This is a genomic window from Acinetobacter puyangensis (assembly GCF_900096995.1).
Classification (GTDB): Bacteria; Pseudomonadota; Gammaproteobacteria; order Pseudomonadales; family Moraxellaceae; genus Acinetobacter; species Acinetobacter puyangensis.
The window spans coordinates 166,475-183,306 of the sequence record NZ_OANT01000004.1 but is presented as its reverse complement, the minus strand read 5'-3'; the positions used below and the strand labels follow the sequence as shown (position 1 = coordinate 183,306).

Genomic DNA, 16,832 nt, shown 5'->3' with positions numbered 1-16,832 from the left:
TTATACCCCCACCTGAGTAATGACGAGGATGATCAATAACACCACAACCCCTAAACCAATACTCGAAGCGTATTCACGTAATGAACCAGTTTGACGCCAGCTCGTAAATTTATGACCACCTTTTACCAGCGCAGGCAGCACAAGCCATAAACCATCGATCGGATCACGTCCCAATAGACGTGCAATGAATAAATATGGTTTTACAAACACGATGTCATATAAGGCATCAAAACCGAATGCAGTACGCCAGATATGTGCGATACCCGCACCAAATGAAGTATTTGCAATATTTTTTACGCTACCGTATGCAAACACAAACAACACCACACCCAATAACAAGCCAGCCAAAGCAATACCGACAGCCAGATGTTCTGCACCATGTACTGCATGTTCCAGACTCTCTGGGATAATGAATGCCGGAATTTTGGCAGAATTCAGCAAGCTTTCTACAGGTGCTTTTAATAAACCACCCACACCAGTAGACAGAACCAGTAAGATCGACAAAGGCCCCCAATAGGTCACGCCCTTGATTTCATGTGCATGTGTTTTTTCCTGACCAAAGAATACCAGCCAAATTAAACGGAAGGTATAAATTGAAGTGAGGAAAGCACCGATCACACCAACCCAGTATAAAGTGTTATACAGTGGTAAGTTTGCCAGTGTTGCATGGGCATAGACCGCACCCAGAATCGCATCTTTGGAGAAGAAACCAACGGTAATAAATGGAAGCGCAGCCAAGGCACCGCCACCGACCACAAAACAGGCAAAGACAAATGGAATCTTTTTCCACAGACCACCCATTTTGAGAATGTTTTGCTCATGATGACAGGCCAGAATCACCGCACCGGAAGACAAGAATAATAATGCCTTGAAGAATGCGTGTGCCAGCATATGGAACAAACCAGCCTGATAGGCTTCTGCACCAACCGCCATAAACATATAACCCAGCTGACTCATGGTAGAGTAAGCCAGAATACGTTTGATATCGGTTTGTACCAATGCCGCAAAACCAGCAACCAGCAAGGTAATTGCGCCAACAATTGAGATAAATTGTAAAATCTCAGGCGCCATTTCAAACACGCTGAATAAACGGCTGGTTAAATAGATCCCGGCAGTAACCATCGTTGCCGCATGGATCAATGCAGAAACTGGTGTCGGACCTGCCATGGCATCGGCAAGCCAGGTTTGTAATGGAATTTGTGCAGATTTACCCGCAGCACCCAGAAACAACATCAATGCTGTCCAGAATGCAATATTGCTATCGGTTAATACTGTAGATGCATGATCGACAATGGTACGGATATCCAAGGTACCGAACTGTTGGTACAGCAAGAATAGCGCAATCAGCAAAAATACATCACCCACACGGGTTACGGTAAAGGCTTTAATTGCAGCCCAACCATTGGCAGGATTGGCATAGTAAAAACCAATCAACAGGTATGAACACAGACCTACACCTTCCCAACCCAAGAATAACAACGCAAGGTTATCACCCAATACAAGCACCAACATGCTTGCCACAAACAGGTTAAAATAAGAGAAGAAACGTGCATAGCCTTCTTCACCACGCATATACCATGATGCAAAAATATGAATCAGAAAACCAACACCGCTAACCATGCCGGTCATCAATAATGACAGACCATCAAGATGTAGACCAATTGCAGGACTAAATCCACCGACACTAAACCATGTCCATAAATGCTGATTAAAACCCAGTACCGCAGAATCTGCTGGCAATGCAGCTTTGACATTGTAAAAATCAATACCTGCAAACAGTGCAGCCAGTGCAGATAACCCCACTGCCCCAACACCAATCACTGCTGCTACATTTTCAGAGAGCTTATCACGCCCTGCCGCCAATAAGATAAAACCAATTAGCGGAAAAAGAATTGTTAAATATAAATAACTCATCCGCGCATCTCACTAGCTGCATCCACATCCAAGTGATGGAAGCGGTGATAAAACTGAAGTACGATCGCCAAACCGATACAGGCTTCTGCTGCTGCAAGCGTCAGAATAAAGATAAACATAATCTGTCCATCTGCCTGTCCCCAAGCACTACCTGCCAGTACAAACGCCAGTGCTGCCGCATTCATCATCACTTCAAGACTCATCAGGATGAACAATACATTACGACGCACCATGACACCGCAGAATCCTAAGGCGAATAAAATCGTCGCAAGGATTAAGCCATGCTCTAAAGGAATATGTCCCATTAGCCTTGCTCCTTCTTGTCTTCGCTATGATTTTTACCCTGCACTTCACCCTGCTCTTGGCCTAAGCCGCGTTTCCCCAGATGGTAAGCAGCCACCAATGATGCAAGTAAAAGCAACGCAGCCACTTCTACCAATAATAAATATTTGGTAAATAGGGCTATACCCACCTGTTTTGGACCAATCAATTGTTGTCCCATCACAGCATCGGTTGTGCTATGACTCAATGTCCATACCAGAATCAAGCCCATGATAAAACTCATGGCTGCCGGATATGCCCAAGTTTCAGAAGTCAACCATGATTTTTCCTGAGCAACCGTATGTGAGCCAAGGTTGAGCATCATCACCACGAATACGAACAACACCATGATCGCACCCGCATAAACAATGATTTCCAGCGCACCGGCAAACGGTGCACCCACGATAAAGAAAATACCCGCAACTGCAAGTAAGGAAATAATCAAACTTAACAGAGCATGTACAGGATTCGAGTTGGTAATCACTCGAATCGTAGAGATAATGGCCACAAGAGCCATTAAGTAAAATGGCCACATCATGGTAATAAGCTCCGTGTATCAATCGGTGCACTTTCTTTTTGTGCCTGACCTTTTTCTTTACCTGCCACAGCCATACCTGCTACACGATAAAAGTTATAATCCGGATATTTACCTGGACCAGAAATGAGTAAGTTTTCTTTCTCATACACCAGATCCTGGCGCACATATTCACCCAGCTCAAAATCCGGTGTCAGTTGAATCGCAGTAGTCGGACAGGCTTCTTCGCACATTCCACAGAAAATACAACGCGAGAAGTTGATACGGAAAAATTCCGGATACCAACGACCATCTTCTTTTTCTGCTTTTTGCAGAGAAATACAGCCCACCGGACATGCCACAGCACACAAGTTACAGGCCACACAACGTTCTTCACCATCCGGATCACGAGTCAGTACAATTCGTCCACGATAACGTGGCGGAACAATATCTTCACCCTTCACTTCCGGATATAAAATGGTGTCACGCGGACGTGTCGCATGGCTGAACACCATCCATAAAGAACGTATAATCGTTCCTGCACCAATCACAACCTTCCCTAAGGAAGCTAATATTTTAATCATTCTTCCTGCCTCCTTAGTTCAACCACAGAATAACTGCGCCGGTCACCAGTAAATTTACAAGTGCCAGTGGCAAGCATACTTTCCAACCGAAGTTCATCACCTGATCATAACGAGGACGAATTAACGAACCACGCGCCAGAATAAACATCATCATAAAGAACAATGTTTTGATCACAAACCAGAAGATTGGCGGAATAAATGGAATTTCAAGATTAAACGGCGCAAGCCATCCACCGAAGAATAATGTGGTCATTAACGCAGAAATCAGGATGATGTTGACATATTCGGCAACGAAGAACATCCCCCATTTCATACCACCATATTCGACGTGATAACCTTCTGCCAGTTCCTGCTCGGCTTCCGGCTGGTCAAATGGATGACGGTGTGTTACTGCAACACCGGCCACCACAAAGATCAGGAAACCTAAAAATTGTGGAATCACAAACCAGACATCACGCTGCGCTTCAACGATTTCACGCAGGTTAAATGAACCAGCAATCGCCACCACACCCATTAATGAAATCCCTAAAAAGACTTCATAAGAAATGGTTTGTGCGGCAGAACGTAAACCACCAAGTAAGGCATATTTGTTATTGGAAGACCAGCCACCGAATAACACGGCATAGACAGCAATACCTGCCATTGCCATAAAGAACAATAGCCCGATACTCATGTCTGCCACACCCAGTGACGGACTCACCGGAATCACTAAAAATGATAAAACTGCCGTCGCCATTGCTACAGCAGGTGCCAGACGGAATGTCAATTTATCAACAAACTTTGGTGTCCAGTCTTCTTTAAACATGATTTTCAACATGTCGGCAACGATCTGGAAAATACCAAACGGACCAACACGGTTGGGACCATAACGGTCTTGCCATAAACCGAGCAAACGACGCTCGATAAATGACATAAATGCTGCAACCAGTACAACAACCAGCAAAATCACAATCGCCTGAATCACCAAAAAGGCAGTTTCATAGCCTGCAACCCAAGTCGGCAGAACGCGTAAAGATTCGTTCATGATTACACTCCTACCGCTTGTGCTTCGACTGAGATTGCTACAGGTTCGGCAAGAGATACTGTAGGTGCCTGACCAATCGGATAACCAATATAACCCGTTGGTAAGTATTCAATCACCTGAATCGGCAAGTTTACAATGCTGTCACCCGCTTTTACTGTGATGCGCTGACCATCCTGCAAATTCAAACGTGTTGCATCCTGTTCTCCAACTGCAAAAACAGCTTCCGGAATACGGGATTGCATGGCAGGTGTTTTCACCGTAAATTCACCTGAGGCAAAAATATGATGCATTGGTACCAGACGGAAAACGTCCGGATTTTCAACCGCTGCATTCGGTGCCACATAACTACGCGCAGGACGTTTTGGCAAACGATCAAATAAACGTATACCAGAGTCACCGCCTTTTAAGTGACCACCGACCTCATCCTGATATTTATTCCAGGATTGTGGTGAGTTCCAGCCCGGTGCCCATGCAAATGGAATCAGTGAAGATTCTTTTTGCGGGCCAACATAACCTTCCATAGAGAAAGTCAAGGCAGAATCAACATCAACTGGCTGTTTTGGCTCATGCACAGAAATAGGTGCACGCATTGCGGTACGACCAGAATAGCGGCGTGGTTCACGGGCAATTTTCAGACCATGAATACGATAGCTGGCATCAGGTGCAACCTCACGTACAGCTTCCAATTGTGGTGTAGAACGTGCCACATCTTCAATCACATGATCCAGCAAGGTCCATGAAATTTCGCGACCTTCCAGCTCGGTTTTAATGGCATGCAACCAGCGCCATGATTCCTTAATCACATATTCAGGTTTGTAATAAGCAGGATCATAAACTTGGTAGAAGCGTTGTGCACGACCTTCCTGACTCACGACTGTGCCATCACCTTCGGCAAAGCTGGCCGCAGACAAGACATAATCAGATGCTTTTACTGTTTCGGTTTCACTGTGATCCAGCGTAATGACACATTGTGCTTTATTGAATGCTGCTTTAACTTGTACCGCCGGTAAACGACGGAAAAGGTCATTTTCGATAATCACAACTGTATCGTAATCTTGTGCAAATGCCTGTTCCAGACTTAACCCACCGAAAATTGCCAAGCCCATTGAGTTGACTTCCGGTACAGTCAGGCTTAAGCCAGCAGGTTCACCCAAGGCCTGTGCAACTGCCGCAGCCGCCTCGATGATTGCCGGATCCTGTAAACTGGTACCTGAAATCACCAATGGTTTTTTCGCAGCTTTTAAGGTATCTGCCATGGTTTGTGCAAATGCTTTTGCATCATCAGCCAAACCAGTCAGTGTTTCACCTTTTAATGCAGCAGCCACTGCAAAACCTAAACGGGCAATATCATTCGGCGATGCAACCACTTCTGCTTCTGCAATATCAGATAAGCGAGTTTGCGTTGCTGCCAGAATATACACTGGTGATTTGGCATGTTGTCCGATACGTTGTACCGGTTCTGCCAACCATTCCTGTGTACGTTTTTCCGCTGCCATTTGCTTGGCTTTGTTTTTTGCTGCCTGACGTACCGACAATGCCATACGTGGTGCGGTCTGGGTTAAATCTTCACCCAGAATCAATACCGCATCATAGCTTTCCACTTCACGCATGCCGGGATTATAAATCCCTTCACTTTGCATAATGTCCGCAGCCAGCTCTACCAGAGATTGTTCTTTCTGACTCATCCCGGTGGAATAATGCTCACGTCCTACCAATTCTCGCAGTGCATAGTTGGATTCCAGACTGGCACGTGGTGAACCAATACCGAGGACTTTTTTGCCTTTTAAATTAAGCAGCACCTGATCCAGTGCTTCATCAGTGGATAAAGTCACCACATTGCCATTGGCACGTAATTGTGGCTGACGTGGACGATCGCTACGATTGACATAACCAGTACCAAAACGTCCTTTATCACACAGGAAGTATTGATTGACTTCACCATTAAAACGATTTTCGACACGGCGTAATTCGCCATAACGCTCACCCGGTGAAATATTACAACCGGAAGAACAGCCCTGACATACGCTAGGTGCATACTGCATGTCCCATTTACGGTTATAACGTTCGGAATGGGTTTTATCGGTGAATACACCTGTTGGACAAACTTCAGTCAGGTTACCTGAAAATTCAGATTCCAGTATCCCTGATTCAGGACGACCAAAATAAACCCGAGATGCATTGGCATACACACCAAAGTCGGTGCCGCCAGCATAATCCTTGTAATAACGCACACAACGATAGCACGCGATACAACGGTTCATTTCATGCGCAATAAACGAACCCAATTCCTGATTATGATGGGTACGTTTGGTGAAACGATAGCGACGACGATCATGTTGTGTCATCACTGTCATATCTTGCAAATGACAATGACCACCCTCTTCACACACTGGACAATCGTGTGGATGGTTGGTCATCAGCAGTTCAACAATCGAAGCACGGAAATCAACCGCTTCTTTGTCTTCAATCGAAATATAGGTATTGTCAGCCGCTGGTGTCATACATGACATCACCAGACGTCCGCGTGTGTCTTCAGGATTTGCATACTGCGTGACCGCACATTGACGACAAGAACCAACTGAACCTAAGGATGGGTGCCAACAAAAATAAGGAATATCAATCCCCAGAGACAAACATGCCTGTAGCAGGTTCTCTGAGCCATTGACCTCATATTGTTTTCCATCGACATGAATTGTAGCCATAGTCGAATTCCTTAAACTTGTTCAACGTGGCTGGCTTGAGCAACCGGACGATTGGTCACTTTTGCTTCAAACTCGCTACGGAAATATTTTAATGCACCCATTAACGGTTCCATTGCACCGGGCGCATGGGCACAGAAGGTTTTACCAATCCATAATTTTTTGGTGAGTTCCTGAAGATGCTGTATATCTTCCATGGTACCGTCACCATTTTCGAGGGCTTTAAGTGCTTTTACTGCCCATGGTAAACCATCACGACATGGGGTACACCAGCCACAGGATTCACGTGCAAAAAACTCTTCAAGATTACGCACTGCGGCAACCATACACTGGGTTTCATCGACTACCATCAGCAGGCATGTCCCCAAACGTGAACCTGCTTTCATGATACTTTCCGAATCCATCGGCAGATCAATGTGCTCTGCGGCAAGAAAGTCGGTCGATGCACCGCCCGGTAACCATGCTTTGAGTTTCAGACCATCGCGCATACCGCCGGCATGCTCTTCGATCACTTCACGTGCGGTAGTACCAAATGGCAATTCCCATAATCCGGGGAAATTGACTTTACCTGAAGCACCATAGATTTTTGTGCCCGGATCTTTGGATTTACCCGCCGACAGGCCGATATACCATTCCGGACCACGTAACATAATCGCCGGTAAGTTATTATAAGTTTCCACGTTATTCACGATGGTTGGGCGACCCCATGCACCAGCAACCTGTGGAAATGGTGGTTTGGTCCGAGGATTGGCACGACGCCCTTCCAGCGAGTTAATCAATGCAGTTTCTTCACCGCAGATATAACGTCCGGCACCGGTATGCACATGCATTTCGAAGTTCCAGCCGGTACCCAGAATATTTTCACCGAGATAACCTTTGGCACGAATCTGCTCTAGTGCTTCATTCAAATATTTCGCAGCTTCAATATATTCACCACGAATAAAGATATAGCCCTGTGTTGCTTCAAGGGTATAACCTGCAATCAACATGCCTTCAATCAGTTGATGTGGCAAACGCTCCATCAACAAGCGGTCTTTAAAGGTTCCCGGTTCCATCTCATCGGCATTACAGATCAAATAGCGAGGACCACCATCATTCGGTGCCATCAACGACCATTTGATCCCGGCTGGAAAACCTGCACCACCACGCCCTTTGACTGTAGCAGCTTTCACTACGTCCAATACTTCGGCAGGTTGCATGGTAATGGCTTTTTTAAAGCCAGCATAGCCATCCAGTGCTTCATAAGCATCAGCACTGCGGACATGATCCTGTTTGCTTAAACGCCATGTTAAAGGATGCGTTTCAGGATTGCCGTCGCCATAAATCGGTTTTGGTTCAGTATTCATACATACTTCTCCAATAACTGTTTGACCGAAGATACAGCAACCAAACCGTGTGTATCTTCATCAATCATAAGTGTTGGTCCTTTATCGCAATTGCCCAGACAGCAAATTGGCAACAAGGTAAAACGTCCATCGGCAGTGGTCTGACCAAACTGGATCCCCAATTCACGCTGGAATGCTTCTGCCAGTGTTTCAGCGCCCATCAAGAAGCAGGCAATCGAATCACATAACAAGATCACGTGACGACCCACAGGACGACGATAAATCCGGTTGTAGAATGTTGCCACACCTTCCAGATCTGCCACGCTAATTGTCAGCAACTGTGCAATCGCATTCATCTGTGCATCATCAACCCAGCCATTACGACGCTGTACACATTTCAATGCATCCAGTGATGCTGCACGTGGATCCGGATAATGGTGAATGTGATGATCAATTTCGTGAATTTCTTCACTGGTCAAAATCCCTTCCACATTCACACGAGGTTTTTTATCAGTCAAAATCATCATAATACGTTACCCCTAGCGATCCACATCTGCCATAACCACGTCAATGGTTGCCAAATAAATGATTAAGTCAGAAACCAAACTACCGTTAATCACTGAAGGAATTTGCTGTAAGTGCGTGAAGGTCGGTGTACGGATACGGGTACGATAGCTCATCGTCGCCTTATCCGATGTCAGATAATAGGTACTCGCACCTTTTACCACTTCTGCCATAAATGACGACTCGCCCGCAGGCATAACAGGTCCCCATGACACACTCAGGAAGTGTGTAATCAGGGTCTCAATATCCTGTAAAGTCTTGTCTTTTGGCGGTGGAACAGCCAGTGGATGATCGGCTTTATACGCACCTGATGGCATATAATCCAGACACTGTTTAACGATCTTTAATGATTCACGAATTTCATGGAAATGCACCATGACACGGGCAAAGGCATCGCCTTCATATTCAACAGGGACTTCAAAGTCATAATTCTCGTAACCACTGTATGGACGATATTTACGCACATCAAAATCAATCCCTGTGGCACGTAGACCCGTACCTGTAACACCCCATGCCAATGCAGACTTGGCATCATACTGCGCCACATTTTTGGTACGACCCTGAAACACCGAGTTTTTCAATGCTGCCTTGTGGTATTCGTCCAGACGTTTTGGCATCCAGTCCAGAATATCCTTGATCAACTTTTGCCAGTTATTCGGCAAATCATGTGCTGTACCACCGATACGGAACCAGGCCGGATGCATACGGAAACCAGTAATCGCTTCAATCGCATCATAAATTTTCTGACGGTCGGCAAACATATAAAATACCGGTGTCATACCACCGGTATCCTGAATTGCTGTTCCGATATACAGCAAGTGGTTATTGATACGGAATAACTCACATAGCATGACACGAATACATTGCGCACGATCCGGCACAGTAATCCCTGCCATTTGCTCAACCGCCATCACATACGGCATGTTTTGCGCTACACCACCGAGATAATCAACACGGTCGGTATACGGAATGAATGAATGCCATGTTTGACGCTCAGCCATTTTTTCCACACCACGATGGTGATAACCAATATCCGGCACACAATCTAGCACTTCTTCACCATCAAGCTGCAAGATCACACGGAAGGCACCATGCGCTGACGGATGGTTAGGACCAATGTTCAGGAACATATAGTCTTCATCGGCATTACCACGTTTTAGACCCCAATCTTCGGGTACAAAACGCAAATGCTCCTGTTCAAAATCCTGTTTAGCTTGGTTCTGCATATACGGAGTGTATTCAGTCGCACGGGCGGAATATTCCTTACGTAGCGGATGGCCTTCCCAGTACGTTGGCAATAGAATACGACGTAACATCGGATGTCCATCGAACTTGATACCAAACATGTCATAGACTTCACGTTCATACCAGTTGGCATTTGGCCAGATACTAGTTGCCGTCGGAAGATTCAAATCATCTTCATTCAAGGCAACTTTAATCCGAATATCGCTATTACGTTCCAGTGACAACAAATGATAGAACACGGTAAAGTCTGATGCAGGCAATCCTTCACGATGTGTACGTAAACGCTCATCCATTGCAGATAAGTCAAATAGCATCACATAAGGACGTGGAACTGTCCTTAAAAACATCAGAACTTCGAGTATGCGAGAGCGCTCAACCCAGACAGTCGGAAAATTATCAAACGTCGTTTGCACGTAGAAGTTTTCACCAAACTTGGTTTTTAACTCTTCTACAATCGCAAATGCTGGACGTGAATCCACTTCCGCTTCTGGCATAGCAATTTCAGTTTCAGCCATTGGCTTGGCTTCCTATTTTTAAAAAAATTCGGTTCGCTAAACTGACAATACTGTGCAGATGCACAGTTGTTTTCTTGGTGTCAGCCCTATTACTTAATTTCATCCATTGAACGCAAGTTTTTCACTGCAATACGCTCGGCATTCTTGCGATCACGTTCCGGCATCATCTTCGGCTTGTAAACAGGCTTGAGATCATCACCAATGACGGCAGATAAAGGACGACGTTCCAATTGAATTTGGTCTTGTAATAGCAACAATGCTTGAATCAATGCTTCAGGACGTGGCGGGCAGCCTGGTACATAAACATCGACAGGAATAATTTTATCCACACCCTGTACCACAGAATAAATATCGTACATGCCGCCAGAGTTTGCACAGGCACCCATTGAAATGACCCACTTCGGCTCCAACATCTGTTCATAAAGACGCTGAATAACCGGGGCCATTTTGATAAAGCAGGTTCCCGCAACAATCATTAGATCTGCCTGGCGCGGTGATGCACGAATAACTTCCGCACCAAAACGTGACATATCGTGCACGCCTGTCAATGTTGTTGCATATTCGACATAACAACAAGAAGTACCAAAGTTAAAAGGCCAAACCGAGTTTTTACGTCCCCAGTTGACCGCAGTATGCGCAATGTCTTCCAACTTGGTGAGGAAGACATTTTTATTCACTTCATCTTCAAGCGGGTCATTAACCACTTGACGCTCTTGAAGAGGATATTGATCCGCATTAGGATTCGCACGGGTAAGGGTATATTTCATCCCGTATTACTCCTTACTATTTTTGAGAGATTCAAGCTTAACCTGAGGGTGTTTCACTGCCGATTGTGCAGGAACTTTACCTGTAGGATCTTGAACAAGCTCATCAATGGAATTAAATCGTGTAATCTCAGCAATATCCATATTTGGTGAACCGATTTTCGGTTTAATGCCGGCAGCCTTACGACGATCTGAAGGTGCCCAGTTTAATGCACCGGTACTCATCTCGTAGACTAGACCAATCAACAACACCAAAATAAAAACAGCCGCCGTGGTAAAACCGACCCAGCCCACTTCGCGGACAGAGGTTGACCATGCATAAAGATACAGTGCCTCTAAATCGAACACCACAAAGAAAATCGCAACAAGATAGAACTTGGCAGACAAACGAATACGTGCACCACCGGCACTGACTACGCCTGATTCAAACTGGTCCTGTTTTGCACGCCCCCAGGATTTTCCACCCAGTAGCAAAGGCACAGTTAACATAAAGGCACATAAAAATGCGACGCCAATGACAAAAGCTATAGTAGCCCAATCGTAGGGAGTAATGGCACTCATGCGGGGATGACTCCTGGCAGGCCTATTCAATATTTAAGAATCGAGTGTATTTGGCCCCAAAATACACCAAACACATTAATAAAATCTTATTTATTGTACTGATTTTAAGATGAGGTTTCTAGAGATAAGTCTTATACTTTCGCAGCAATTTCCCTTTTGCCTCCACACCCACATTCAAATAAGATAGATTATCAATAGTATTAAAAAAAATTATTATTAATTTTCAATTCATTAAAAAAAATTATACAACAAATAAAGGCTATTTTTGACATCAATTAATATTTATCCCAAGTGTTTTAGTTTACTTTTATTTGCTATAATTTTATGCAAGTTCTAAAGCATCTTGTGGCTATGACAACATTTATTCGATCATCTCGAATGATTTCACCGTTCTCTTTGATGATGCTACGTCTTGCCATAATCGCAATTGCAATTTTTCTCGGCGCCTTGATTGGTATATGGTCCCGCCCTAGCTCATTTTTAGCATTTTTCTGGCCTGCCAATGCATTATTGTTAGGATTACTCCTACGCTTCCCCTCATTACAGCGCATAGAAAGCATTTTTGGGGCAATCATTGGTTTTTTCGCTGCCGATTTAATGACTGGAAGTAATTTTCAATTAACCGCCGGACTCACTTTCGCCAATCTGGTCAATGTGCTGCTCGCACTTTTTTTAATGCGTTTTTTTCGACTGCATTACAAACAATACAATCAAGGCTTGACCTTTTTTTATATTCTGATTCTGATCGCAATCAGTAGTGCCATGGGTGCTTTAGTCGCAATTTGCACCATTCCTTATTTGCCCCATTCTTTCATGAATGCCGATTACTTATTTTATGAATTTATCTTATGGTGGACCGGGGAGATGCAAAATATGGTGTTATTTTTACCCTTGATTCTAACATTTCCCACATCTAGACAATTTCAACGCTTCTATTCTTCAATCGGTGCCAAGCTCTTTAAATGGGCAAATATTATTCCCCTTATTCTTGTAATTCTATCGACCATACTGGCCGCTATTTTCAATGGTCCAGGAACACTGACTTTTCCTATCGCAGCACTGATTTGGGCAGCTTTACGTTATAATTTTTTTAGTTTAGCTGTAATCAATGCCATCGTTTATCTGGTTTTATTCTACAATTTAAATCATTTTTATCCCAACCTTCCCTTGGAACAATATCTATCAACTACACTATCCACACGTATTGGCTTGTTGATGTTAATGATTTCTTCTATGACCGTCTGTCTGGTAAGCACCAATCGTCGTTTTTTATTCAGGGAGTTACGCTTTCTGGTCGAACATGATTCATTGACCAAAACCATGTCCAGACATCATTTTATGCAGTCAGCACAGCACCTGTTGGATAAAACACAAAACGCATCAACACACAAATCTCATCAACTGACCTTATTAATGATCGATATCGATCACTTTAAAAAAATTAATGATCACCACGGCCATCAAATCGGTGATCTGGCATTACGTCATTTTGCCCAGATCACACAAAGCACATTAAGAAACGGTGATTTATTTGGACGCATTGGCGGTGAGGAATTTGCCATTCTGCTCGATCAAACTTCATCTGCACAAGCCGAATTAATTGCATTGCAACTTCAGCAGGCATTGATGCAACATCCTTTAGCCATCAATGCCCAGCAAAGTATCAGCATTCAACTGAGTATCGGTTTATTCCATGTTGAGAATCTGGATGATATCTATCATTTAGATCACTTGATTCATCGTGCCGATCAGGCACTTTATCAAGCCAAACGTGAAGGACGAAATCGTATTTGTATTATTCAGCAATCAGAAAGCTATTAGCATTTTTTGATACGCAATTTTGCTGATGACAAACGTCTATTAGTTTCAAATAACGTCATTTGAATTTACAAAAAGATGCTTTTTATCCCTTTCAAAATCCTCTATTTTTTATAAATAAATTGAAAAGGAGAACAACGATGTCTTTAAATTTTACCCATAAACCAAACTATTTTTTCTTTGCACAAACTTTAGTTAATTTTCTGGTCAATAAAATTGAAAAAAAACCAGATGTTGAATTTATTTTTCCACTTGCCGATATTTATGATGTTTTTCAACAGGATTTCGCTGCCACTACATCAAACTTGGAAGGTATCTTAAATATTGCAGATAATTATCATGTTGGTGCGAATGATCCTGAACATCGCCTTATTGCATCTTTTAAAATTGATGCAGAAGCCAATACCATTTCATTTAAATTAAATGAAAAAGCTGTTCAAGCCGTGCACCAAGGACAACCTGTCATTGCACCGGACGCGCATATTTACGAATAGTTTTATCAGCAACTTTGCAAAAAAAGAAAGCTCGATCAACTTAGATCGAGCTTTCTTTTTTATTACGTTTCGATTTTTTCTTGTGATCGGAAGATCTCATTGCGGGCCAAGTCATGATAAATCTTGCGCCACCAAGGAGTGGGCTTTGATCGACTGTCACCGAACCACCGAACCAATAGGCAATACGACTCACAATCGATAATCCCAGACCATAACCACCTGAAGCACGGGTGCGACTATCATCCAGACGTGCAAATGCCTCAAATACTTTTTCTCGATCTTTTTCCGGAATACCCGCACCATCATCTTCTACCGTCACAAATGCCATACCGTTTTTCACGCCACCACTGACACGTACAGTTGTATCACAGTAACGTAAGGCATTACCGACAAAATTCTGGATGACCCGGTGTAAATAGCGATACTCCGTTTCCACCATCACATCTTCTGCCGGTAAATGACTACTAATTCTTTTATCTTTTTTGATGACTTCTGTTTCCTGCAACACCTGCTCAAGCACGCCTTTTAACGCAAAGGTTTCAATATGCAATGACGGTGTGCCCTGCTCCAGCTTGGCATAAGTCATGATCTCATCAATCAAACTATTTAGTGCTTCAATATCCTTATCGATCATCTCCATTTGCTTGATCCGACTATCATAGTCGTCAGTATCGGCCAGCATTTCCATACCAAAGCGTACTCGGGCCACAGGCGTACGCAACTCGTGCGAAACTGCCCTCGTCAATTCACGCTGTGCTTCGATCAGACGCTGAATATGCTCGGTCATCATATTAAAACTCAGACCCAGATTGGCGACTTCATCACTACCTTCAACCGTCACTCGAGTATCCAGATTACCGGAACGCACTTCATTCAAAGCGTGTCTGACTTTGCCGATTTTATGTTCCAGTGGGCGCATTAAGGCATATACCCCCAAAATCAGCATAAATAAGCTAAATAAAGTAATACCAGCAAATAATCTAAAAGGTAACCAGTTAAATACCGGGACAGGACCAAGCACCAGCACTTTATTGGGCACATTGGTATAGGCTGAAACTGCTGTAATCGTTGTGCCCTGCATGGTGGCACTATCACGATAAAGCAAAATCGTTTGTGTTTTATCCATACGCAAACGACTTAACTGATCCATATCAAGATGTAAATCAGAGAGGTTGCGAAAACTTAAAGGATAGGGAAAATACGGTTGTAATTCTTTTAAACGCTGTTCTTCACTTCCGGGATAGTAGACTAGATCTTCTAAAATCAAGATAGGAATCATCTTAATCTGGACTTCGGACAGCTTGTTAACCTGAATATGCAGATAGGCATCGGAAATACCTTCAACTCGGGTATATACGTCGCCAACAGCTGTTTTGGCATTATAACGCACGATGGCATGATTTGATTCCAGCCGTCGCCGTTCACTACGTGATGTGTCCAGCTTTGCAGCCGGGACAAGATCCAATGGAAGCTCCAATACTCGGGAAACGTCCATCATCCAATCCAGTTGGCTTTGTGGTGTGGGTTGCCTTGCAATTACTTGTGAAACAACATATGCAACACCATCTGCCATTTCTTCTCGATAATCTTGTGCGCGTTGATAATTAATTACCTGCACAATGATATACGCCAACAAAGCAACCAGTGCCACCAAACATACCAATCCCGTGTATATTCTCAAGAAAATACTATGTTTTAAAAATGACACGTGTAATCCTTATCATTGGCGAATATCTTTAATCGCCGTATTCTTACATATTATTTGATTCTTTTACGAACAAATAACCTTTACTGCGTACAGTTTTAATACGTTTTGGATTTTCCGGATCATCACCGATTTTTGGACGAATACGCGAAATTCGCACATCAATTGAACGGTCCTGACCATCATATTCAATACCACGTAAACGCTCAAAAATGTCTTCACGCGATAAGATTCGGCCGGCATTGGATGCCAGTAACCATAATAAGTCATACTCTGCACTGGTAAAATCAACCAGTTCGCCTGCAAGCGTGACCGAGCGTCCACCATTATCAATCACCAAATCGTCAAATTCGATACGTTGCGAGGTTTCTTCTTCGGCAGTTTTATCGGTACGGCGTAGTAATGCACGAATACGCGCCAGCAAGACACGCGGCTGTACAGGTTTTGCCACATAATCATCGGCACCCATTTCCAGACCTAAGACCTGATCCATATCTTCGGTACGTGCTGTCAGCATTAAAATAGGATGATGATATTGTGAGCGTACTTCACGACATACGGTTAAACCATCTGCACCTGGCAACATCACATCCAGAACCACCATATCCGGTTGTTCACTGATGATCCGGCGAATTGCTCTGTTCCCATCTGTTTCAACCCCAACTTCCAGCCCATTACGAATCAGATATTCCTGAGTCAATGTGGCAAGGCGTTCGTCATCTTCAACGATCAAGATTTTTGGTAACTTTTCTTCTTGGGTCATAATCCTTCCTCAGCATAAATAA

Annotated in this window: 15 protein-coding genes; 2 read left to right on the top strand and 13 right to left on the bottom strand. The window is 43.8% G+C overall.

Annotation, left to right across the window (positions count from 1 at the left end; all coding sequences use genetic code 11):
• The 11 genes from nuoL to ndhC all read right to left on the bottom strand — a co-directional run bounded on the left by nuoL (position 1) and on the right by ndhC (position 12,030).
• Positions 1-1,914, bottom strand: coding sequence for an NADH-quinone oxidoreductase subunit L (gene nuoL, locus CRO21_RS09385; protein ID WP_097079054.1), 1,914 nt, complete (start codon positions 1,912-1,914; stop codon positions 1-3).
• Positions 1,911-2,219: an NADH-quinone oxidoreductase subunit NuoK gene (gene nuoK, locus CRO21_RS09380; protein ID WP_087621682.1), complete on the bottom strand. Its 309-nt coding sequence runs from the start codon at positions 2,217-2,219 to the stop codon at positions 1,911-1,913. The genes nuoL and nuoK overlap by 4 nt, the downstream gene beginning before the upstream one ends.
• A complete protein-coding gene (gene nuoJ, locus CRO21_RS09375) occupies positions 2,219-2,770 on the bottom strand; it encodes an NADH-quinone oxidoreductase subunit J (protein ID WP_171294031.1) in 552 nt (183 codons plus the stop codon). Before nuoJ ends, nuoK begins: the two co-directional genes overlap by 1 nt.
• Positions 2,770-3,333: an NADH-quinone oxidoreductase subunit NuoI gene (gene nuoI, locus CRO21_RS09370; RefSeq protein WP_097079052.1), complete on the bottom strand. Its 564-nt coding sequence runs from the start codon at positions 3,331-3,333 to the stop codon at positions 2,770-2,772. Before nuoI ends, nuoJ begins: the two co-directional genes overlap by 1 nt.
• Before the next feature lie 13 nt (positions 3,334-3,346).
• Positions 3,347-4,357, bottom strand: a complete 1,011-nt coding sequence (gene nuoH, locus CRO21_RS09365; protein WP_097079051.1) for an NADH-quinone oxidoreductase subunit NuoH — start codon at positions 4,355-4,357, stop codon at positions 3,347-3,349.
• A gap of 2 nt (positions 4,358-4,359) precedes the next feature.
• Positions 4,360-7,059: an NADH-quinone oxidoreductase subunit NuoG gene (nuoG, locus tag CRO21_RS09360; protein ID WP_097079050.1), complete on the bottom strand. Its 2,700-nt coding sequence runs from the start codon at positions 7,057-7,059 to the stop codon at positions 4,360-4,362.
• An 11-nt stretch (positions 7,060-7,070) separates the two neighbouring features.
• Positions 7,071-8,402, bottom strand: a complete 1,332-nt coding sequence (nuoF, locus tag CRO21_RS09355; RefSeq protein WP_097079049.1) for an NADH-quinone oxidoreductase subunit NuoF — start codon at positions 8,400-8,402, stop codon at positions 7,071-7,073.
• On the bottom strand, positions 8,399-8,908 hold the full coding sequence (gene nuoE / locus CRO21_RS09350; RefSeq protein WP_097079048.1) for an NADH-quinone oxidoreductase subunit NuoE: 510 nt from the start codon (positions 8,906-8,908) through the stop codon (positions 8,399-8,401). The genes nuoF and nuoE overlap by 4 nt, the downstream gene beginning before the upstream one ends.
• Before the next feature lie 12 nt (positions 8,909-8,920).
• Complete coding sequence (nuoC, locus tag CRO21_RS09345; RefSeq protein WP_097079047.1) at positions 8,921-10,705, bottom strand: NADH-quinone oxidoreductase subunit C/D; 1,785 nt, start codon at positions 10,703-10,705, stop codon at positions 8,921-8,923.
• A gap of 89 nt (positions 10,706-10,794) precedes the next feature.
• Positions 10,795-11,472 (bottom strand): NuoB/complex I 20 kDa subunit family protein, encoded by a 678-nt coding sequence (locus tag CRO21_RS09340; RefSeq protein WP_087621690.1) that lies wholly within the window; start codon positions 11,470-11,472, stop codon positions 10,795-10,797.
• Positions 11,473-11,478: 6 nt separating this feature from the next.
• Entirely contained in the window at positions 11,479-12,030 is a 552-nt protein-coding gene (gene ndhC / locus CRO21_RS09335; RefSeq protein ID WP_097079046.1) for an NADH-quinone oxidoreductase subunit A, read from the bottom strand.
• A gap of 351 nt (positions 12,031-12,381) precedes the next feature.
• Here ndhC and CRO21_RS09330 point away from each other — a divergent pair, with 351 nt between their 5' ends.
• Positions 12,382-13,851 (top strand): GGDEF domain-containing protein, encoded by a 1,470-nt coding sequence (locus tag CRO21_RS09330; protein WP_171294021.1) that lies wholly within the window; start codon positions 12,382-12,384, stop codon positions 13,849-13,851.
• Between the two features lie 137 nt (positions 13,852-13,988).
• Complete coding sequence (locus CRO21_RS09325) at positions 13,989-14,342, top strand: hypothetical protein (RefSeq protein ID WP_097079044.1); 354 nt, start codon at positions 13,989-13,991, stop codon at positions 14,340-14,342.
• Between the two features lie 40 nt (positions 14,343-14,382).
• Here the strand turns inward: CRO21_RS09325 and CRO21_RS09320 are convergent, their stop codons facing one another.
• Complete coding sequence (locus CRO21_RS09320; protein ID WP_097079043.1) at positions 14,383-16,050, bottom strand: ATP-binding protein; 1,668 nt, start codon at positions 16,048-16,050, stop codon at positions 14,383-14,385.
• A 43-nt stretch (positions 16,051-16,093) separates the two neighbouring features.
• Positions 16,094-16,810, bottom strand: a complete 717-nt coding sequence (locus CRO21_RS09315) for a response regulator (RefSeq protein ID WP_097079042.1) — start codon at positions 16,808-16,810, stop codon at positions 16,094-16,096.
• Between the last annotated feature and the right edge of the window lie 22 nt (positions 16,811-16,832).